The following is a 19,310-nucleotide window of genomic DNA, read 5'->3' as shown; positions in this document are numbered from 1 at the left end:
GTTGCACAGGGAAGGTTTCCCTTTCACCCCGCAAGTGTCTGGTTGCTGCAGGAAGGTTTCCCTCCTCCGCGGGAACCATGTGGTTGCGCCGGCGAGGTTTTCCTTCCGCGCAGCATGGATGTGGTTGCGCGCGGAAGGTTGACCTTGCGGCCGAAAGCAGATGGTTGCGAGGTGGAAGGTAAACCTTCCGGGGAGACAGGAGGCTGGGAGGACACACCTCGACCGGCCGCTCTCAGGATCGCGGTCCCTGCGCCCCGGGTGCTCGGGTCGGGACGGTCGGAGGGTGGGGGCGTCGGGTGGTCGGGGGCTCACACGCCGGCGGGCTGCCGCTCCATCCCCAGCCACCAGCGCTCTCCGTCGCCCCAGTGGAGGTAGAGGTACGGGCCCGAGATCTCGAGTCGCGGCCGGGACGACAGCATCTCGAGCGCCCACGCCTCCTGCGCCATCCGGTCGGCGTCCAGGCACGCCATCTCGGTCACGGCGAGCCCGTCCGGGACGGCCAGCCGAGACTCCTCCACCGCCACGCGCCCCCCGCCGGAGTTGCACCCCGGCTGCACCGTGAGCCGATCCCCGTCGACGGAGAACGACAGGGTCCGCGGGACGACGGGGGCCGGGGCCCCGGTGGTGTTCACCGCCACCCACCGCCCCGCGAGGTCGTCCACCGACCCCACCGTCCGCGACCCGTTGGCCGAGCCGTCGCCCCCGTCGCCCACCACCTGCAGCCGTAGGGCCGCCGCCCCCGCGACGACGAGCAGGACGACGGCGAGGGCGGCGGCCACGCGACCGGACAGGCGCTGCATGCCCGTGCGACGCCCGTCAGGGCGCGACGGTTCCGCCGGCGGTGCCTCCGGACGAACCGCTCGGGTCGTCCGGCGACGCGTCCGGCGACGCGTCCGGCAACGCGTCCGGCAACGCTGCTGCGGACCCCGTCGCCGGACGCCGCTCCGGGATGCCCCCGGGGTCCGTGTGGGCCGTCACCCACGCGTCCACCTCGTCCCACCGGGCGTCCAGCCACGCCGCGAACGCGACCGGGTCGGACGGCACGTCCTCGCTGCGCCAGGTCCACGTCCGCACGAGGAAGGGCCGGTCGCGGAACGGCATCGCGTCCCAGATGAGCCGCGGGCTCGAGAGCTGCCCGTACCCCGCGTGCGCCACGACCATGACGTCGGCCCCGGGTCTGGCCTCGCGCGCCGCCCACGCCCCCCGCGTCTTCGGGGGGAGCACGTTGACCAGCGCCTCGGCGCGGGCGGCCCGGCGGTGCTCGCCGCGCCGCCGCAGCCGCTCGATGAGGTGCGCCCGGCGTGACGGGGTCCAGTTCTGGCCCTCGGGGAAGATGAGCAGGACGTCGTCGTCGCCGAGGGTGCCGGCCATCCCGCGCACACCGGCCAGCCGGTCCTCCCCGGCCGACGGGACGAAGAACGAGTCGAGGCGGGTGAGGATCGTGTCGACCCCGGGGTCCCACCGCAGCGCCTCGGCGAGGACGATCCGCGGCAGCCGGCCGGCGGTCCGGGCCAGCAGCCAGGCGACGGCCAGCGAGTCGAACGGCCCCGCGTGCCGCGCGAGGGCGAGGAGCGGACGCCCCGCGGTGCCGAAGTGCATCCGGTCGGTCAGCCGCACCTCGAGCCCCAGCCAGCGCCGCGTGTAGAACATCAGGGAGTCGAGCGCGTCGGACAGCAGCCGCTCGTGCGCCTCGCGCCACTCCGGGGCCCGGTCGTCGTGGGGCTCCGCCCCGAGCACCCAGCAGCGCACGAGCATCCGGATGTCGACCCACATGAGCAGGACGGCGAGGCAGGCGCAGCGGAACAGCCGCGCGCGCCGGTCGACGAGCGAGTGCAGGGCCCCGGCCACGACGACCGGCACCATCAGCCCGGTGACGACGAGGCCGACGAGCGGCCAGAGCGGCGCCAGCACGCGGCGGACCGCCCGTGGCGGCGGGGGGATGCCTCGAGCGCCCATGCCCGCGAGCCTAGGGCCAGGTCCGGCTGCGGGACAGGGCCTCCGGCAGGTGCCCCGTCAGAGCGCGGCCAGGTACGCCGCCGACGCCTCGAAGGCCTGCCGCTCCCGCTCGCGCATCCGGGAGGACCGGGCCGCGCGCAGCGACACGCTGGGGGTCGACTCGGCCCCGCTCGGCAGGACGTGGGTCTCGACCTCGGCCGGGACCGACGCCATCTCGTGGACGTACCGGTGGCGGCGGGCGATCTCGAACGCCACCGTCCCGACCTCCCACGGCCGGCGCGGCGGCGCCAGCGGCTGCTCGACGCGCCCGACCTGGAGGACGAACACCCGGGTCGCCCCGAGCGCCAGCGCCCGACCCACGGGGATCGAGTGCACGAGACCGCCGTCGAGGTGCGACCACCCGTCGATGACGACCGGCGGGAAGAGTCCCGGCACCGAGCACGACGCGACGACCGGCCACGCCAGCGGCCCGGCTTCGAACCACGCGGCGCTCGCGTCCTCGATGCGGGCCGCGACGCACTGGAACGGCACCGCCAGCTCCTCGAACGTCGACACCGGCAGGTAGGTGTCGATGACGTGCCGCAAGGGCGCGTTCGACAGCAGGTGGGTGCGCGACCGGGCCGCCCGCGCCGCCTGACGCACCGGGTTCTCGACGAACACCCCCTCGCGGACGACCGCCTCCCAGACCTCGGCCAGCCGGCCCGCCCCGGCGGGCGTCGGGTCGGCGGCCACGAACGCCCCGTTGAGCGCCCCGATGCTCGTCCCGAGGACGAGGTCGGGCACGACACCGGCGTCGGCCAGCGCGCGGACCATCCCGACCTGCGTGGCCCCGAGGACGCCGCCCCCGCCGAGGACGAACGCCGTGAGTCCCTCGCCGTCCGCCATCCCGCCATGATGCCGCCCGGTAGCCTGCGACCATGGCTGGCGCGGCGATCTTCGACCTCGACCGCACCCTCCTGCAGGGCGGCACCGGGCCGCTGCTCTCGCGCGCGATGTACGACCTCGGCGTCGTGAGCCGGCGGCTGCCCGGTGAGGGTCTGCTCTTCAAGGCCTTCGACCTCATCGGCGAGACCCTGCCGAGCATCGCCCTGGCCCGCCAGGCCACGCTCGTCGCGCGCGGCCGCGCCGGGGACGCGTTCGACGCGGCGGCCACCGCTGCGGCGGAGACGATCTCCGCGGTCATCCACCCGTTCGCGCTCGCGCTCATCGAGCAGCACCGCGCCGCGGGCCGCCCCGTCGTCCTCGCGACGACGACGCCGGAGCACCTCGTCCGCCCCCTCGCCGACCGGCTCGGCGTCGACCACGTCGTCGCGACCCGGTACGCCCTGACCGAGGACGGGCGCTTCAGCGGCGACCTCGAGGGGCCGTTCGTCTGGTCGCGCGGCAAGCTCGACGCGGTGCGCGCGTGGGCCGCGCGCGAGGGCATCGACCTCGCCGAGTCCTTCGCCTACTCCGACTCGATCTACGACCTGCCGCTGCTCTCGGCGGTCGGCACCCCGGCCGCGGTCAACCCCGACCCACGGCTCACCGTCTACGCGCTCGCCCGGGGGTGGCCCATCGTGCACTTCGACGTCTCGCCCGGAGTCGTCAAGATCCCGGTCCTCGGGGTCGAGCTCCAGCGGCTGCTGTTCCTCGCGAGCCCCTCGCTGCTCACGCCGTACGCGCGCTTCGACGTCGGCGGCACCGAGAACATCCCGCGCACCGGGCCGGCCATCCTCGTCGGCAACCACCGCAGCTACTTCGACATCCCCGCGATGATCCAGATGATGCGCCGCACCGGCCGCACGGGGCGCATCCTCGCGAAGAAGGAGCTCTTCGACGTCCCGGTCGTCGGGGCGCTCGCGACCGCCCTCGGCGGCATCCCCGTCGACCGCGCCGGCGGTGGGCAGGAGTCCTTCGAGACCGCGGCCGTCGCGCTCGAGGCCGGCGAGCTCGTCTGCCTCCTGCCCCAGGGCACCATCCCGCGCGGCGAGCGGTTCTACGACCCGGTCCTCAAGGGGCGCACCGGCGCCGCCCGGCTCGCCGCCGCGACCGGCGCCCCCGTCATCCCCTTCGGGATCTGGGGCAGCGAGAAGGTGTGGCCGCGCAGCTCGGCCACCCCGCGGATGCTCGCGCTCACCGACCCTCCGACGGTCCGCGTACGGGTCGGCGAGCCGGTCGAGGGGCTGGGGGGCACCCCCGCGGCCGACACGAAGAGGATCATGGCGGCGATCGTCGACTGCCTCCCGCCCGAGGCCCGCGAGCAGCGCACCCCGAGCGCCGAGGAGATCGCGCTCGCGACCCCGCGCGGCCGCTGACGAGATGGCAGGAGGGCCGGCGCCCGTCGGTCCGAGGCGGTGACCTCTGACCGGGAGGCGAGGCCGCGCGGGCCCCTGCGCCGGCGCGGACCCGCCTCCGGTCAGGACGCTACCGACGGCCACCGCCGGCTGCGATGGGGAGAACTCCCCTCCTGACGAAATATATTCCGCACCAATGGAAATGCGCAAACGCTGGTGTCGGGCCGCCTCGGGCGACAGGGTGGGACCATGACCGCGCCCACGACCGTCATCCTCTTCGGCGCCACCGGCGACCTCGCGCAGCGCAAGCTCATCCCCGGGCTGCTGCACCTCTTCCAGTCGCGCCTGCTTGACGACCTGCGTGTCGTCGGCACCTCGCTCGACGACAAGTCGCCGGACGAGTTCCGCGACTTCGCCCACACCGCGATCCGCGAGCACAGCACCCGCGACATCGACGAGGCCGACTGGCGCGAGTTCGTCCAGCGGCTCGACTACGTCCCGCTCTCGGCCGGGCCCGACGCGCTCGCCGAGGCCGTCGGGCGGGCCGAGAAGCAGCTGCCCGGCGAGGTCGAGCTGCGACTGCACTACCTCGCGGTCCCGCCCAAGGCGGCGCTCGCGGCCGTGAAGACCATCGCCGACGCCCGGCTGGTCGAGCGCAGCCGCGTCGTCATGGAGAAGCCCTTCGGCCACGACCACGCGAGCGCCGTCGCGCTCAACGCCCAGCTGCACGAGGTGTTCGACGAGGACCAGATCTTCCGGATCGACCACTTCCTCGGCAAGGAGCCGGCGCAGAACATCCTCGCGTTCCGCTTCGCCAACGGCCTCTTCGAGCCGATCTGGCACCGGAACAACATCTCCCACATCCAGATCGACGTCCCCGAGACGCTCGGCCTCAGCCAGCGCGCCGACTTCTACGAGGCGACGGGCGCCTACCGGGACATGGTCGTCACGCACCTCTTCCAGATCCTCGCCTTCACCGCGATGGAGCCGCCGACGGCGCTGGAGCCGCTGGCCATCAGCCGCGAGAAGAACAAGGTCTTCCGCTCGATGCAGCCGATCATGCCGTCCGACGTCGTGCGCGGGCAGTACACCGGCTACCACCAGGAGCCCGGGGTGGCGGCGGACTCCGACACCGAGACCTTCGTCGCGCTCAAGTGCTACGTCGACAACTGGCGCTGGGCGGGGGTGCCGTTCTACCTGCGCACCGGCAAGCGGATGGCCGAGGGCGCGCGGATCATCTCCATCGCCTTCAAGGAGCCCCCGCAGTCGATGTTCCCGAAGGGCTCGGGCGTCGGCGACCAGGGGCCGGACCACCTGACCTTCGACCTCGCGGACCGGTCTCGGATGTCCTTGTCCTTCTACGGCAAGCGGCCCGGCCCGGGCTTCCGGCTCGACAAGCTCTCCATGCAGTTCTCGATGCAGGAGACGAGCTGGGCCGGCGCGGTGCTCGAGGCGTACGAGCGGCTCATCTACGACGCGGCCCGCGGCGACCGGACCCTCTTCACGTCGGCGACCGGCATCGAGCGGCTCTGGGAGATCAGCCAGCCGATCCTCGACAACCCGCCGCCGGTGCACCCGTACGCGCAGGGGACGTGGGGCCCGAACCAGATCCACCAGCTCATCGCGCCCTTCACGTGGCGGCTGCCGTTCGAGCGCACCTGGCGCGAGCACACGAGGGGCTGAGCGCCGGCCGGCGCGGCCGGCGCCGGCGACCCCGGGTCAGGCGCCGGCCGGCCGCCCGTTCTCGGTGCGGACGACGAGCACGCGCGGCTGCACCTCGACCGAGAGGCGGCTCGCCTCGCCGATGATGTCGCCGTCGACCTGGACGCGCTGCGGCTCGTCGACCTGCACGGTCGCCGTCTGGCACTTGTGCCGCGCGAGGTTGGCGTTGGTCCGGTCGCTGCGGGTGATGACGCGCGCCGCGACCGACGCCCACGCAGCCACCCCGCGGGGCGCCAGGACGATGACGTCGAGCATGCCGTCGTCGGGCTCGGCGTCGGGGAGCAGGTCGATGCCGCCGGTGATCTTGCCGCAGTTGCCGATGACGACCATCCGCGCCCGCTGCGTGGCCGGTGGGCCGCCGTCGACGGTCAGCGTGACCTTGAAGCGCTCGGTGAGCATGTGGCGCAGGCCCGCCGGGACGTACGCGCCCCAGCCGATCCGCGACTTCAGCTGCTCGGACGTCGAGTCCATGATCGCGGCGTCGAGGCCCATCCCGGCCATGACGAAGAAGGCGTGCCGCTGCGCGCCGGCGCTCGAGCCCTCGCCGGCGCCCTCCTCGAGCTCGAGGTCCTCGGGGTCGAGGGTCAGCCAGGCGGCGTCGACGTGCCGGTTGCGCCCGGTGAGGGCGACGACCATCGCGCGCTCGAGGTCGTCGACGGGCATCTCGAGGTTGCGGGCGAGGAGGTTGCCGGTGCCGCCGGGCAGCAGCCCGAGCGGGACGCCGGAGCCGACCATCTCCTGGGCGACGGCGCGGACGGTGCCGTCGCCGCCGAGCGCGCAGACGAGGTCGACCCCGCTCGCGAGGGCCTCGCGGGTCTGGCCGAACCCGACGTCGTGGACGGTCGTCTCGTGCAGCTCCGGCGGGGCCCAGTCCTGCGCCTCGCAGACGCGGGCGAGGGTGGCGCGGACGGCGTCGAGGTCGTCGAACTTCGTCGGGTTGACGACGACGGCCACCCGCTTGCGCGGCGGCGGGGCGTCGTCGACCCCGCGGAAGCTGTCACGCGAGGGGCGCTGGGCCGCGACGTGCCGCCCGGGCTCGCGCGCGGACAGCACGAGGTAGACGCCGACGACGGCGAAGAGCACCGCCACCGCGACGCCGACCCAGGTCCACGCTTCGCCAGACACACACCGGAAGGTACAGGAGGCCCGGCACGCCCGTAGTCTGCGGGGATGACCGAGAACGCCGACGCCGCCCTGGTGCCCGACACCAAGGACTGGACGTGGGTGCTCGAGCGCCCGTGCCCCGACTGCGGCTTCGACCCGCGGGCCGTCGCCTCCGACGACATCGCCCGGCTGGTGACCGCCTTCACGGACCCGTGGGCGTCGGTGCTCGAGCGTCCCGACGCCGCCGTCCGGCCGGACCCGGCCACGTGGTCGCCGCTCGAGTACGCCTGCCACGTGCGCGACGTCTGCCGCCTGTTCGACCAGCGGCTGGAGGGCATCCTCACGCAGGACGACCCGACGTTCGGCAACTGGGACCAGGACGCCACCGCCGTCGCCGAGCGCTACGGCGAGCAGGAGCCGGCCACCGTCTCCGTGGAGCTGCGGGAGGCCGCCGCCGGCCTCGCCGACCGGTTCGCCGGCGTCGAGGACGTCGCGTGGTCACGGACCACCACCCGCTCCGACGGCGCCCGGTTCACGACTCTGTCCTTCGGCCGCTACGGCCTGCACGACCTCGCGCACCACCTCGTGGACGTCGGGGTCGCCCTCCCGTGAGTCCCGAGCTCGTCTACGTCCTGCTGGGCGGGGCGCTCCTCCTCGCGGCCGTCCTCCCGCAGGCCCTGCACCGCTGGGCCCTCTCGGCCCCGATGGTCCTCGTGGCGGTCGGGCTCCTCGTGGGGACGACCGCGGTCTCCGGTGACGTCGTCATCGACCCCGTGGCGCTGCGCCCGTGGATCGAGCACCTCGCCGAGTTCACCGTGCTCGTCGCCCTCATGGGCGTCGGGCTCGCGCTCGACCGCCCGCTGCGGCCGCGGCTGCGCGCGTCCTGGGCCTCCTGGGAGCCGACGTGGCGGTTGCTCGGCATCGCGATGCCGCTGACCATCGGCGCGGTCGCCCTGCTGGCCTTCGGTCCGCTCGGGGTGGCGTTCCCCGCGGCCCTGCTGCTCGGGGCGGCGCTGGCGCCGACCGACCCCGTCCTCGCCTCGGACGTCCAGGTCGAGGGGCCCACCCTCGAGGGGGACGACGACGACCTCGACGAGGACGACGAGGTGCGGTTCGCGCTGACGAGCGAGGCCGGGCTCAACGACGGCCTCGCGTTTCCGTTCGTCTGGGCGGCGATCTTCCTCGCCGGCGCGGCCCCGGCCGGCGGCGTGCTGCGCTGGGTCGGCTGGGAGCTCGTGGGGAAGGTCGTCGTCGGCGTCGCGGTCGGATGCCTCGTCGGCTGGGTGCTGGCCCGGCTGGCCTTCCGGGCCTCGCGCCGCTCGCTGCGTCTGGCCGAGGTCGGTGAGCCGCTCCTCGCCCTCTCGGCCCTCCTCCTCGCCTACGGCGCGGCCGAGTTCGCGCACGGCTACGGCTTCCTCGCGGTCTTCGCCTGCGCGATGACCATCCGCTCCTTCGAGCGCCACGACCAGTACCACCGGCACATGCACGACGTCGTCGAGCGGCTCGAGACCCTGCTCACCCTCGTCATGCTGCTCGGGCTGGGCTTCGCGATCACGACCGGGCTGCTCGCCAACCTCGACTGGCGCGGCGTCCTCGTCGGGATGCTCCTCGTCTTCGTCATCCGGCCGGTCGCCGGCTACGTGTCCTTCCTCGGCCACCGCAAGGGCACCCGCACCGCGTGCCTCAGCGTGCCGGAGCGGCTCGTCATCGGCTTCTTCGGGGTCCGGGGCATCGGCTCTCTCTACTACCTCGCCTTCGCGCTCGGCCACGCGCGCTTCACCGAGGAGCGCTGGCTGTGGTCGGCCGTCGGGTTCACCGTGGCCCTCTCGGTCGTCGTCCACGGCGTCCTCGCCACCCCCGCCATGCGCTGGTTGGAGCGCCGGCGCGACGAGGCGGCCGCCGAGGGCGGGGGGCGCCCCGGCGGGCCGGGCGGACCGGACGGGATGGCCCGTGCGACCTGAGGTCCGTGACACCCCACTCGTCCTCGTCGTCGTCAACGACCCCGACAGCGGCCCCGGGCGCTCCGGGGCCTGGCTCGAGGAGGCCGGGGTGCGGCTGCGGGTCGTCGACGGTCCGTCCGTGCCGGCGACGACGGAGGGTCTCGACGGCGTGCTGCTCCTCGGCGGCGGCTTCATGCCGGACGCCGACGATCGTGCCCCCTGGCTGCCGGCCGAGCGCCGGCTCGCGGCCGCCTGCCTCGACGACGGCACGCCGCTGCTCGGCATCTGCCTCGGCGCCCAGCTCCTCGCGCTCGTCGCCGGCGGCCGGGTCACGGCCGACTCGGGCCGCCCCGAGCGGGGGTCGGTCGTCGTCCGGCGCACGCCCGCGGCCACCGGTGACGCGCTGTTCGGCGGCCTCCCGGACACCTTCCCGGCGATCCAGAACCACCGGGACGAGGTGACGGCGCTACCCGAGGCGGCCGTGCACCTCGCGGCCTCCGACACCTGCCCGCATCAGGCCTTCCGGGTCGGCGCCGCCGCCTGGGGCGTGCAGTTCCACCCCGAGGCCTCGGCCGAACGCCTCGAGCGCTGGGACGCCGGCCGGGTCGCGGCCGAGGGGTTCGACCTCGACGCGCTGCGGGCCGCCGCCCGCGCCGCCGAGCCCGCGTCGGAGGCGGCCGCCCGGGCGCTGCTCGTCGCCTTCGTGGCCGTGGTCGGGCGAGGTCAGGAGCGGGCGAGCGAGCGGCCGGGGATCGCGTCCAGCAGCCGGCGCGTGTAGTCCTCGCGCGGGTCCGCGAACAACGCCTCCGGGTCCCCGTGCTCGACGATCCGGCCGTCCTTCATCACGTAGACCCGGTGCGCCACCAGTCGCACGACGGCCAGGTCGTGGGTGATGAACAGGTAGGACAGCCCGAGCTCCTCCTGGAGCCGGACCATGAGGTCCAGGACCTGCTCCTGGACGAGGACGTCGAGCGCGCTGACGGCCTCGTCCATGACGACGAGGCGCGGGTCGAGCGCCAGGGCGCGGGCGATGGCCACGCGCTGACGCTGCCCGCCCGACAGCTCGTGCGGGCGGCGCTCCGCGAGCGCGACCGGCAGGGCGACCCGGTCGAGCAGCTCGCGGACGGCGACCCGGCGGGTGCGGGCGTCACCGACGCGGTGGACGACGAGCGGCTCCGCGACGGCCTGCTCGACGGTGTAGCGCGGGTCGAGGGACGCGTACGGGTTCTGGAAGACCGGCTGCACGGCCCGCCGGAAGCCGCGCAGGCGGCGGCCGCGTCGTCCGGTCACGTCCTCGCCGTCGAAGTGGACCGTGCCCTCGTCCGGGTCCTCGAGCCTGAGGGCGAGACGGGCGGTCGTCGACTTGCCGGAGCCCGACTCGCCGACGACCGCGACGGTCCGACCGACCGGTACCTCGAGGTCGACCTGGTCGACGGCGGTGAGGGGCTCGGACCTCCCGGGCACCCGGTAGCGCCGCACGACACCGGACAGGGTGAGCAGCGGGCTCTCCTCCCCGGGGTCGACGGCACCCTCGGACGCGCCGGCAGGACGGTCCCGCACCTTGCGCGCCGCGAGGCCGGGCGCTGCCCCGAGGAGACGGCGGGTGTACTCGTGACGGGGCTGCGTGACGAGCTCCTCCGCAGGCCCGGTCTCGACGATCTCTCCCCGGTACATGACGGCCACGCGGTCGGCCCGTTCGGCCGCGAGGGCGAGGTCGTGCGTGATGAGGACCACCGCGGACCCGAGGTCGTCGGCCAGCTCGGCCATCTGGTCGAGGACGAGCCGCTGGACCGTGACGTCGAGGGCCGAGGTGGGCTCGTCGGCCAGCAGCACCTCAGGGCGGCAGGCCAGGGCCATCGCGATGAGCACCCGCTGGCGCATCCCTCCGGAGAACTCGTGCGGGTACTGGTCGACCCGGTGCCCGGCGTCCGTGAGGCCCGCGCGTTCGAGGAGGGCCACGGCATCCGCTCGGGCCGCGGACCCCCGGGCGCGGTCGTGCACCTCGAGGGCCTCGGCGATCTGGGCCCCGACGGTGAGCACGGGGTTGAGGCCGGTCATCGGGTCCTGCGGGACCATGCCGACGCGCCGGCCACGCACGTCGCGCAGGGTGCGCTCGTCGGCGGTCGTGAGGTCGAGGTCCCCCAGCCGCACGCTGCCCGCGGTGATCCGGCCGTTCTCCGGCAGCAGCCGGTTGACGCACGAGGCGAGCGTGGACTTGCCGGAGCCGGACTCGCCGACGACGGCGACGGTCTCGCCGGCACGGACGTCGAGGTCGACGCCACGGACCGCCTCCACGTCGCCGCGCGCGGTGCTGAACGCGACGCGCAGGCCCCGCACGGAGAGGACGGGGCCGGCGCGACCGGGGTCGGACGGGGTGCTCATCGCGTGGTCTCCTCACCGCGGGGTGCCGCCGCGAGGACCGCGGCGGCGATCTCGTCCCCGGTGGCCAGGCCGGCCAGCGGGTCGGGGGTCTCCGGCGCCGGTGGGACGGCGAGGAGCGGCCCGGTCGTGCCGTGCAGTCGGGTGGCGGCCGCGGCCACGACGACACCGGTGGCCGGGTCGAACGCCCAGAAGGTCCCGGTGAACCCGCTGTGCCAGAGCCACCTCCCGGGACCACCGCGCCCGTCGGCCCGGTCGTGGACGCGGAACCCGAGCGCCTGGCTCGGGTCCACGGCGGTCGGGCGCGTGAACCGGTCGAGGAGGGTGGTGTCGACGAGTCGTCCGTCGGTCAGGGCGGCGCCGAGGAGGAGGAGGTCGGCGAGCGGCGCGAAGAGGCCGGCGTGACCTGCGACGCCACCGAGCGCGTGCGCCGCGTTGCCGTCGTTCGCGCGTCCCCGGACCGGACCGGCGCGCCAGCCCCGGAAGTCCGCGCCGTCCCCGTCGACCGGGTACGGCCGGCCGGTGGCGACCATGACCTGCTCGACGACGTCGCTGTCGGAGCTGGTGGCGGCCTGCGCCGCCGCGACCGGGCCGAACCGGGCGGCGAGGCCCAGCGGTTCGGCGACGCGGGAGCGGAAGGCCACGTCGAGGTCCTCGCCGCAGGCCCTCTCGACGACGAGCCCCGCCAGGACCATCCCCAGGTCCGAGTAGCGGCACTCGTGGCCCGGAGGGCGGTGGAGGGGGAGGGCGAGGACGCGCTCGAGGGTCCCCTCGCGGTCGGTGCCGGCGAGGTAGAGCGGGCGCCACGGCGGCAGTCCTGCGCTGTGCGAGAGCAGGTCCGCGACGGTGGCGTCCTCGCGCAGCCGGGCGTCGGCGGCGTCCGGGAGGTACTCCCCGACCGGGGCGTCCACGTCGAGCAGCTGCTCCGCGGTGAGGAGGAGGGCGAGCGTGGTGGTCACGGCGACCTTGGTCACCGAGGCCAGGTCCAGCCGGCAGTCGGGGGTCATCGGCGTCCCCTCGGCGTCGGCCGACCCCAGGTCGGCCCAGCCGGATGCGGCGACGTCGCACCCGCCGTCGGGGGTGCGCCACCCCACCACGGCTCCGGCCGGGTGGCGCTCGCCGAGGGTGAGGAGGTGCTGTGCCGTGTCGGCCGGTGAGCTCACGGAGCCCCCTCGACGACGAGCGAGCCGGGCCAGCTCGCAAGCGGGGGACCGGGCCGCCAACCGCCGACCCCCGGGACGAGCACACCGCCGAGGACGCGGGGGCCGCAGGCCCCGGTGCAGGACGGGACGTTGCCGGGCAGGCCGTGGGCGGTGGCCCAGCCGATGAGGGCGAAGGCCACGGCCTCCTTCTGGTCGGAGGGGATCCCGAGGCTCTCGGTCGTGGTCAGCTCGACCCCCTCGAGGAGTGCGCCGAGCCGGGTCATGAGCCCGGGGTGGCGGACCCCGCCACCGGACGCGACGACGAGGGCGAGGTCCGCGGCCCGCACGGCGTGGGCCACGGTGCGCGCGGTGAGCTCGACGAGGGTCGCGACGAGGTCGGGGAGGAGGGGGTGCGTCCCCGCACGGGCGAGCGCGTCGTCGAGGTAGGCGCGGTGGAACAGCTCCTTGCCGGTGCTCTTCGGCGCGGGCAGCGCGTAGTACGGCTCGGCGAGCAGGACCTCGAGCAGGCCCTCGTCGACCGTTCCCGCCGCCGCCAGCCTGCCGTCCGCGTCGAACGCCGCGGCGCCGTCGGTCCCGGTCACCACGGCGGCGTCGACGAGCGCGTTGGCCGGCCCGATGTCCCAGGCGACGGGGTCCGCGCCCGGTGCGCAGACGGTGATGTTCGAGATGCCGCCGAGGTTGAGCGCGCCGGCGCGCCTGCCGTCGGTCCCACCCAGCAGGAGCCGGTCGAGCACCGGGACGAGCGGCGCGCCCTGCCCACCGGCGGCGAGGTCGGCGGCGCGCACGTCGGCGACCACGGGGACGCCGGTGGCCTCGGCGATCCACGCCGGCTGCCCCAGCTGGAGCGTGCCCAGGGCCTTCCCGGCCTCGACCCAGTGGTAGACGGTCTGGCCGTGGGAGCAGACGAGGTCGACCGCGCCCACGGCCTCCAGCGCGTCGGCGGCGGCCGCGGCGAACGCCTGCCCGATCCGTGTGTCGAGCTCGCACACCGCGTCCATCCCGACGGCCGTCGGGGGCAGGGCGTCGAGCAGCCGGCGGCGGAGGTCCGCCGGGTAGGGAGCGGACGCGGTGTGCACGAGCCGCATCCGCAGCCGGTCGCGGTCGGCGACGAGGTCGACGACCGCGACGTCGATCCCGTCGTGCGAGGTGCCGGAGATCATCCCGAGGACGCGCATCAGCGACCCCCGGCGCGCGGGTCGAGGGCCGAGCGCAGCGCGTCCCCGAGCAGGTTGAGCCCGACGACGGCGACCACGAGCCCGATGCCGGGGAACACGAGCAGCCACGGGGCGATGACCGCGAGCGTCTGGGCGTCGTAGACCATGCCGCCGAGGGAGGCGGCGGGCGGCGGCGTGCCGAAGCCGAGGAAGCTGAGCGAGGCCTCCGTGAGGATCGCCCAGGACAGCGACAGCGTCGTCTGGACGACGAGGATGCCGGTCATGTTGGGCACCACGTGCTCGACGAGCGTCGAGAGGCGCGAGCGCCCGACGGCCTGGGAGGCGACGACGTACTCGGCGGAGCGCAGGCTGAGCACGGGGCCCCGGGCCACGCGCGCGAAGATCGGGACGTAGACCACGGCGATGGCGATGCTCACGGTGAGCCAGCTGCGCTCGAGCGTGGCCGCGAGCGCCAGGGCCAGGAGGAGCGAGGGGAACGCGAAGAGGATGTTGGTCAGCATGCCGGCGAGCCGGTCGACCAGCCCGCCGAAGAAGCCGGCGAGCACCCCGAGGGTGAGGCCGACCGCCCCGGACGCGGCGACGGAGACGACGGCGACCCGCATCGAGTTCGCGAGACCCGACGCGACACGGGCGAAGACGTCACGGCCGAACTGGTCGGTCCCGAACCACGCGTCGCCGGACGGGCCGAGCAACGAGCGGGACACGTCCTGAGCGGCGGGGTCCCGCGGGGTCAGGCCCAGGGCGGCGACGAGGGCGAGGCCGACGACCAGCACCATGAGCAGCACCCCGACCGCGCCCGAGGGCGTGCCGAAGGCGGCCCGCCACGCACGCGCCCGACCGGCGGCGGCCGCGCCCGGCTCGAGACCGGTCTCGGTGGCGCTCACCGGGCACGCACCCGGGGGTCGACCAGCCGGTAGACGAGATCGGTGAGGAGGTTGACGAGCACGAACATGACGGCGATGACGAGCACGGTGCTCTGCACCACGGCGTACTCCTTCTGCTGGAGCCCGAGCAGCACCTGGCGGCCGATGCCCGGGACCGCGAAGATCTGCTCGGCGACGAGCGCGCCCGAGAGGAGGAAGCCGAACTGCAGGCCCGTCATCGTGACGACGGGGATCAGGGCGTTGCGCAGCACGTGCCTCACCTGCAGCAGTCGCGGGGGCACGCCCTTGGCCCTCGCTGTCCGGACGAAGTCCTCCGAGCGCACCCCGAGGATCGCGGTGCGCGTCGTCTGCAGCACCGGCGAGGCGATGCTGACGCCGAGCACGAGCGCGGGCAGGGCCATCTGCTGGAGGTTGAGCCAGGGGTCCTCGAGCAGGGTGCGGTACCCCTCGCCGTTGGGGTACCAGCCGAGCTGGTTGGCGAGGAACGTGGCGAGGGCGGTCGCGAGGAGGAACGAGGGGACGGACAGCGAGAGCAGGCTCCCGAGCTGGGTCGCCCCGTCACGGGCCCGCCCCGGACGGCTGGCGGCGAGCATCCCCCCGGGGATCCCGAGGAGCAGCCCGACGACGATCGCGAGGACCGCCAGCTCGACGGTGTTGGGAAGCGCCTGCGCCGTGAGGGCGGCGACGCTCGTGCCGGAGGCCGTCGAGAGCCCGAGGTTGCCCGACAGGACTCCGCCGAGCCACCCGAGGTACTGCACGGGCCACGGTCGGTCGATGCCGTAGTACGCCTCGAGGGAGCGGATCTGGTCGGGGCTCAGCTCCCCGGCCGCGATGCCGTACGACGCGGTGATCTGGTCTCCCGGCACCACGCGCAGCACCACGAAGGTGAGCAGCGAGACGCCGACGAGGGTGACGACGGCCTCGGCGAGCCGGCGGACGAGCGGACGGGAGAGGGCTGCGCGCAGTCGGGTCATGTCAGCCGAGCGAGGCCTTCCACAGGGTGCTGAGGCTCGCGTCGGTCCGGGCCTCGAGCCCCTGCATCGCGCTGTCGTGGACGAGGAACAGCTTCGGCGTGAACAGCCACACCCAGGCCGCCTGGTCGACGAGCTCGTCCGAGACCTGCGCGTAGACGGCCTTGCGCTCGGCCGGGTCGGTCGTCGCGACTCCCTCGGTGAACAGCCGGTCGAGCGAGGGCGAGGAGTAGCCCGCCACCTTCTGGAAGCTGCCCTTGCTCGTGAAGTACCGGGCGTACATGGTGTTGGGGTCGGCACTGCCCCCGTTGAGCGCGATCGCCGCGTCGAAGTCGCCCGCCAGCCAGCGGTCGACGTAGTCGCCGGAGTCCAGGCTCTCGAGCTGGACCCGGATGCCCACCTTGCCGAGCTGGGCCTGGATGGCCTGGGCCTCGTCGACCGCGGTCGAGTACAGGCCCTGCGACGTCATGAGCTTGAGGTCGAAGCCGTCGGGCGTCCCCGCGGCGGCGAGGTACTGCTTGGCCTTGGCCAGGTCCTGCTCGGGGCAGGGCTGGGCGGCGGGGTCGGAGCGGTACTGGGGTGAGGTGATGGGGCCGGTCACCTCACCGGCTCCGAGGGCCGCGGAGTCGACGACCTCCTGCCGCGAGACCGCGCACTGGATGGCGAGCCGCGTGTTGACGTCCGAGAGCGTCGGTGACGACGCGCGCAGCTGGAGGGCGTGGTAGCTGAGCGAGTCGACGGCCGTGCTCGTGACCTTGCCCGTCCCGGCGGTCCGCGCGGTGATCGGGTCGTCGAGCACCGTGAGGTCGACGGCCCCGGTGCGCAGGGCCGAGACCATGGCCTGCTCGTCGGGGATGACGCGGAACTCCAGGCCCGCCGCGCCCGGCGTGCCGCCGTAGTAGGAGTCGTTGCGCTTCAGGGTGATCGACTGGTTCGGGGTCCGGGTGTCCCAGGCGTACGGGCCGGAGCCGAGCGGCGTCTTCTCGAGGGTCGCCGGGTCGGCGTCGGAGGGGACGATGCCGGTGTTGGTCCCGGTGAGGCCGCTGGGGAACGAGGCGTCCGGACGGCTCAGCGTCACGACGACGGTCTGGGCGTCGGGAGCCTCGACGGAGGCGACGCTCGCGAAGTACGACGCCGACGTGGCCTTGGACTCCGGGTCCATGATCGTCTCGAACGTGTGCTTGACGTCGGTCGAGTCGAGGGCCGACCCGTCACTGAAGGTGACGCCCTGCTTGAGGGTGAAGGTGTAGGTGAGCCCGTCGTCCGAGACGGTCGGCAGCTCGGCGAGCCCGGCGACCGGTTCGGAGTTCGCCCCGGTGTCGAGCAGGGTGCTGTAGACCTGCGACAGGACCTGGATCGCCTGCTTGGAGGTGACCGTCCACGGCAGCGTCTGGGTGGGGTCGGCGCTGATGCCGACGACGATGCGCCCGTCGCCGGACGCGGCCGTGCCGCTGGTGGCCCCGCCTCCGCAGGCCGAGAGGCCGAGGGCCGCGCAGAGGGTGAGGGCCGCGGTGGCCCGGGCGGACGGTCGTCGGACGGAAGGCATCATCGGCTCCTGGAGGTGGTCGGAGGGCCCGTGTCCCCGCAGGTCGGGGACCGGCACGGTCCACGCGGCCGATGCTAGGTCAACAAGTCACGCAGTGGAACGCATGGACGTTACTTATTCACGATCCGAGCGGTCGACCGCCACCGGCAGGTGTCCGCCGAACGGGGGTGCGGCCCCCGTCCTCACGGCGCCACACTGGGCGCGTGCCGTCCGCCGCCACCGTCCTCGCCTTCGCCCTCGCCTCGGTCGTCATCGTCGCGATCCCGGGACCGTCGGTGCTCTTCACCATCGGCCGCGCCCTCTCGGCGGGGCGCCGGGCCGCGCTGCTCACCGTGCTGGGGAACGCGGGTGGCATCCTCACCCAGATCGTCGCGATCGCCGTCGGTCTCGGTCCCCTCGTCGCCTCGAGCGCGGCCGTCTACACCGGGCTGAAGCTCGTCGGCGCCGGCTACCTCGTGTACCTCGGCGTCCAGTCGGTCCGCCACCGCCGCGACCTCGCGGCGGCGCTGTCGTCCGGGCTGCCGCCCGCGCCTGCCTCGCACGCGGTCCGGGCCGGCTACGTCGTCGGCGTCACCAACCCGAAGTCGCTCGTGTTCTTCATGGCGCTGCTGCCGCAGTTCGTCGACCGCACGGGCCCGGTCGCGCTCCAGCTCCTCGTCCTCGGTGCCGTCTTCGCGGTCGTCGCGCTGGCGGGGGACGGCGCGGTGGCGCTCGCCGCGTCGCGGTTCCGCGAGTGGTTCGCGTCGTCCCCGCGCCGGATGGAGCGGGTCGGTGGCGTCGGCGGGCTCATGATGGTCGGCCTCGGCACCGGCCTGCTCGTCACCGGCCGCCCCGACTGAGCCGGGCGCGGCCGGTACCGGGAAACACGGAGGAGGCGGCCCCGACCGCGTCGTTAGACTCGCCGCGTGATCGACATCAGGCTGCTCCGGGAGGACCCCGACACGGTGCGCGCGAGCCAGCGTGCCCGCGGTGAGGACGACGGCGTCGTCGACGCCGTGCTCGCCGCCGACGAGCGCCGCCGTTCCTCGCTCACCGCCTACGAACGGCTGCGCGCCGAGCAGAAGTCGATGGGCAAGGACGTCGCCCGCGCCCAGGGCGACGAGAAGCAGGCGCTCCTGGCCCGCACCAAGGAGATCGCCGCCGAGGTCAAGGCGCTCTCGGCCGCGGCCGACGACGCCCAGACCGAGCTCGACGCGCTGATGCGCACGATGGGCAACGTCGTCGAGCCCGAGGTGCCGGCCGGCGGCGAGGACGACTACGTCGTGCTCGAGGATGTCGGGACGCCCCGCGACTTCGCGGCCGAGGGCTTCGAGCCGAAGGACCACCTCGCGCTCGCCGAGGGCCTCGACGCGCTCGACATGGAGCGTGGCGCCAAGGTCGCCGGCTCGCGCTTCTACTTCCTCAAGGGCGTCGGCGCGCGGCTCGAGATGGGCCTGCTGCACCTCGCGATGCAGAAGGCGATCGGCCTCGGGTTCGTGCCCCTCATCACCCCGACGCTCGTCAAGCCCGAGGTGATGGCCGGCGCCGGCTTCCTCGACCACCACGCCGACGAGGTCTACCGGCTCGAGGCCGACGACCTCTACCTGACCGGAACCTCGGAGGTCGCGCTCGCGGGCTTCCACGCCGACGAGGTCGTCGACCTGTCGGCCGGGCCGGTCCGCTACGCCGGGCAGTCGACCTGCTACCGCCGGGAGGCCGGCTCGTACGGCAAGGACACCCGCGGCATCATCCGCGTGCACCAGTTCAACAAGATCGAGATGTTCGTCTACTGCCGTCCCGAGGACGCCGCCGCCGAGCACGAGCGCCTGCTCGCCCTCGAGAAGGAGATGCTCGCGCTCGTCGAGGTGCCCTACCGGGTCATCGACACCGCCGCCGGCGACCTCGGTGGGCCGGCCGCGCGCAAGTTCGACTGCGAGGGATGGGTGCCCACGCAGGGCCGCTACCGCGAGCTGACCTCGACCTCGAACTGCACGACCTTCCAGGCGCGCCGCCTCAACACCCGCTTCCGGGGCGAGGCGGGCAACGAGGTGGCGGCCACGCTCAACGGCACGCTCGCCACGACGCGCTGGCTCGTCGCCATCCTCGAGAACCACCAGCAGGCCGACGGGTCGGTCGTCGTCCCCGAGGCGCTGCGGCCGGTCGTCGGCCTCGACGTCCTGACGCCCGTCCGCTGACCCGCCCCGCCCCGGCCACC

Annotated in this window: 17 protein-coding genes; 7 read left to right on the top strand and 10 right to left on the bottom strand. The window is 74.3% G+C overall.

The window, feature by feature from the left end; all coding sequences use genetic code 11:
* Positions 1-308 precede the first annotated feature (308 nt).
* Genes IG69_RS0105250 through IG69_RS0105240 form a run of 3 tightly spaced genes read right to left on the bottom strand, consistent with a single transcriptional unit; the run spans position 309 to position 2,841 of the window.
* On the bottom strand, positions 309-800 hold the full coding sequence (locus IG69_RS0105250) for an META domain-containing protein (protein WP_030527125.1): 492 nt from the start codon (positions 798-800) through the stop codon (positions 309-311).
* Between the two features lie 16 nt (positions 801-816).
* Positions 817-1,956, bottom strand: a complete 1,140-nt coding sequence (locus IG69_RS0105245; protein ID WP_051750246.1) for a 1-acyl-sn-glycerol-3-phosphate acyltransferase — start codon at positions 1,954-1,956, stop codon at positions 817-819.
* Between the two features lie 57 nt (positions 1,957-2,013).
* Entirely contained in the window at positions 2,014-2,841 is an 828-nt protein-coding gene (locus tag IG69_RS0105240; RefSeq protein WP_030527123.1) for a patatin-like phospholipase family protein, read from the bottom strand.
* Between the two features lie 32 nt (positions 2,842-2,873).
* On the opposite strand from IG69_RS0105240, the gene IG69_RS0105235 reads away from it, so the two are divergent.
* On the top strand, positions 2,874-4,253 hold the full coding sequence (locus IG69_RS0105235; protein ID WP_030527122.1) for an HAD-IB family hydrolase: 1,380 nt from the start codon (positions 2,874-2,876) through the stop codon (positions 4,251-4,253).
* Positions 4,254-4,481: 228 nt separating this feature from the next.
* Entirely contained in the window at positions 4,482-5,915 is a 1,434-nt protein-coding gene (zwf, locus tag IG69_RS0105230) for a glucose-6-phosphate dehydrogenase (protein ID WP_030527121.1), read from the top strand.
* A gap of 36 nt (positions 5,916-5,951) precedes the next feature.
* Here the strand turns inward: zwf and IG69_RS0105225 are convergent, their stop codons facing one another.
* Complete coding sequence (locus IG69_RS0105225) at positions 5,952-7,079, bottom strand: diacylglycerol/lipid kinase family protein (protein WP_030527120.1); 1,128 nt, start codon at positions 7,077-7,079, stop codon at positions 5,952-5,954.
* 45 nt (positions 7,080-7,124) lie between these two features.
* Here IG69_RS0105225 and IG69_RS0105220 point away from each other — a divergent pair, with 45 nt between their 5' ends.
* From IG69_RS0105220 to IG69_RS0105210, 3 genes are read left to right on the top strand one after another with little or no spacing between them, the layout of a single operon-like run.
* A complete protein-coding gene (locus IG69_RS0105220; protein ID WP_030527119.1) occupies positions 7,125-7,670 on the top strand; it encodes a DinB family protein in 546 nt (181 codons plus the stop codon).
* Positions 7,667-9,019 carry a cation:proton antiporter domain-containing protein gene (locus IG69_RS0105215; protein ID WP_051750245.1) on the top strand — a complete coding sequence of 451 codons (1,353 nt, stop codon included), beginning with the start codon at positions 7,667-7,669 and terminating at the stop codon, positions 9,017-9,019. Before IG69_RS0105220 ends, IG69_RS0105215 begins: the two co-directional genes overlap by 4 nt.
* Positions 9,009-9,776, top strand: coding sequence for a type 1 glutamine amidotransferase (locus tag IG69_RS0105210; protein WP_051750244.1), 768 nt, complete (start codon positions 9,009-9,011; stop codon positions 9,774-9,776). The genes IG69_RS0105215 and IG69_RS0105210 overlap by 11 nt, the downstream gene beginning before the upstream one ends.
* Here the strand turns inward: IG69_RS0105210 and IG69_RS0105205 are convergent.
* The 6 genes from IG69_RS0105205 to IG69_RS0105180 are packed head-to-tail and all read right to left on the bottom strand — an operon-like array spanning position 9,722 to position 17,116.
* The gene (locus IG69_RS0105205; RefSeq protein WP_030527116.1) at positions 9,722-11,380 is read right to left on the bottom strand and encodes a dipeptide ABC transporter ATP-binding protein; all 1,659 of its coding nucleotides are present in this window, start codon (positions 11,378-11,380) and stop codon (positions 9,722-9,724) included. The genes IG69_RS0105210 and IG69_RS0105205 overlap by 55 nt on opposite strands.
* Entirely contained in the window at positions 11,377-12,540 is a 1,164-nt protein-coding gene (locus tag IG69_RS0105200; protein ID WP_030527115.1) for a serine hydrolase domain-containing protein, read from the bottom strand. The genes IG69_RS0105205 and IG69_RS0105200 overlap by 4 nt, the downstream gene beginning before the upstream one ends.
* Positions 12,537-13,715 (bottom strand): anhydro-N-acetylmuramic acid kinase, encoded by a 1,179-nt coding sequence (locus IG69_RS0105195; protein WP_030527114.1) that lies wholly within the window; start codon positions 13,713-13,715, stop codon positions 12,537-12,539. Before IG69_RS0105195 ends, IG69_RS0105200 begins: the two co-directional genes overlap by 4 nt.
* Positions 13,715-14,599 carry an ABC transporter permease gene (locus IG69_RS0105190; protein ID WP_211250968.1) on the bottom strand — a complete coding sequence of 295 codons (885 nt, stop codon included), beginning with the start codon at positions 14,597-14,599 and terminating at the stop codon, positions 13,715-13,717. The genes IG69_RS0105195 and IG69_RS0105190 overlap by 1 nt, the downstream gene beginning before the upstream one ends.
* On the bottom strand, positions 14,596-15,573 hold the full coding sequence (locus IG69_RS0105185; protein ID WP_030527112.1) for an ABC transporter permease: 978 nt from the start codon (positions 15,571-15,573) through the stop codon (positions 14,596-14,598). The genes IG69_RS0105190 and IG69_RS0105185 overlap by 4 nt, the downstream gene beginning before the upstream one ends.
* Before the next feature lies 1 nt (position 15,574).
* The gene (locus IG69_RS0105180) at positions 15,575-17,116 is read right to left on the bottom strand and encodes an ABC transporter substrate-binding protein (RefSeq protein WP_030527111.1); all 1,542 of its coding nucleotides are present in this window, start codon (positions 17,114-17,116) and stop codon (positions 15,575-15,577) included.
* 203 nt (positions 17,117-17,319) lie between these two features.
* Between IG69_RS0105180 and IG69_RS0105175 the strand changes: the two genes are divergently transcribed.
* Both IG69_RS0105175 and serS read left to right on the top strand, forming a co-directional pair.
* Entirely contained in the window at positions 17,320-17,955 is a 636-nt protein-coding gene (locus tag IG69_RS0105175) for a LysE family translocator (RefSeq protein ID WP_030527110.1), read from the top strand.
* Between the two features lie 66 nt (positions 17,956-18,021).
* Positions 18,022-19,290, top strand: a complete 1,269-nt coding sequence (gene serS, locus IG69_RS0105170) for a serine--tRNA ligase (protein WP_030527109.1) — start codon at positions 18,022-18,024, stop codon at positions 19,288-19,290.
* The last annotated feature ends 20 nt before the right edge of the window (positions 19,291-19,310 follow it).

The sequence above is a fragment of the Phycicoccus jejuensis genome (assembly GCF_000720925.1).
Classification (GTDB): Bacteria; Actinomycetota; Actinomycetes; order Actinomycetales; family Dermatophilaceae; genus Phycicoccus; species Phycicoccus jejuensis.
This window is presented reverse-complemented; position numbering and strand designations above follow the sequence as displayed.

Coding starts and splice junctions, on each gene's coding strand:
- IG69_RS0105250 (WP_030527125.1), bottom strand. CDS start 800: ATGCAGCGCCTGTCCGGTCGCGTGGCCGCCGCCCTCGCCGTCGTCCTG.
- IG69_RS0105245 (WP_051750246.1), bottom strand. CDS start 1,956: ATGGGCGCTCGAGGCATCCCCCCGCCGCCACGGGCGGTCCGCCGCGTG.
- IG69_RS0105240 (WP_030527123.1), bottom strand. CDS start 2,841: ATGGCGGACGGCGAGGGACTCACGGCGTTCGTCCTCGGCGGGGGCGGC.
- IG69_RS0105235 (WP_030527122.1), top strand. CDS start 2,874: ATGGCTGGCGCGGCGATCTTCGACCTCGACCGCACCCTCCTGCAGGGC.
- zwf (WP_030527121.1), top strand. CDS start 4,482: ATGACCGCGCCCACGACCGTCATCCTCTTCGGCGCCACCGGCGACCTC.
- IG69_RS0105220 (WP_030527119.1), top strand. CDS start 7,125: ATGACCGAGAACGCCGACGCCGCCCTGGTGCCCGACACCAAGGACTGG.
- IG69_RS0105205 (WP_030527116.1), bottom strand. CDS start 11,380: ATGAGCACCCCGTCCGACCCCGGTCGCGCCGGCCCCGTCCTCTCCGTG.
- IG69_RS0105195 (WP_030527114.1), bottom strand. CDS start 13,715: ATGCGCGTCCTCGGGATGATCTCCGGCACCTCGCACGACGGGATCGAC.
- IG69_RS0105185 (WP_030527112.1), bottom strand. CDS start 15,573: ATGACCCGACTGCGCGCAGCCCTCTCCCGTCCGCTCGTCCGCCGGCTC.
- IG69_RS0105180 (WP_030527111.1), bottom strand. CDS start 17,116: ATGCCTTCCGTCCGACGACCGTCCGCCCGGGCCACCGCGGCCCTCACC.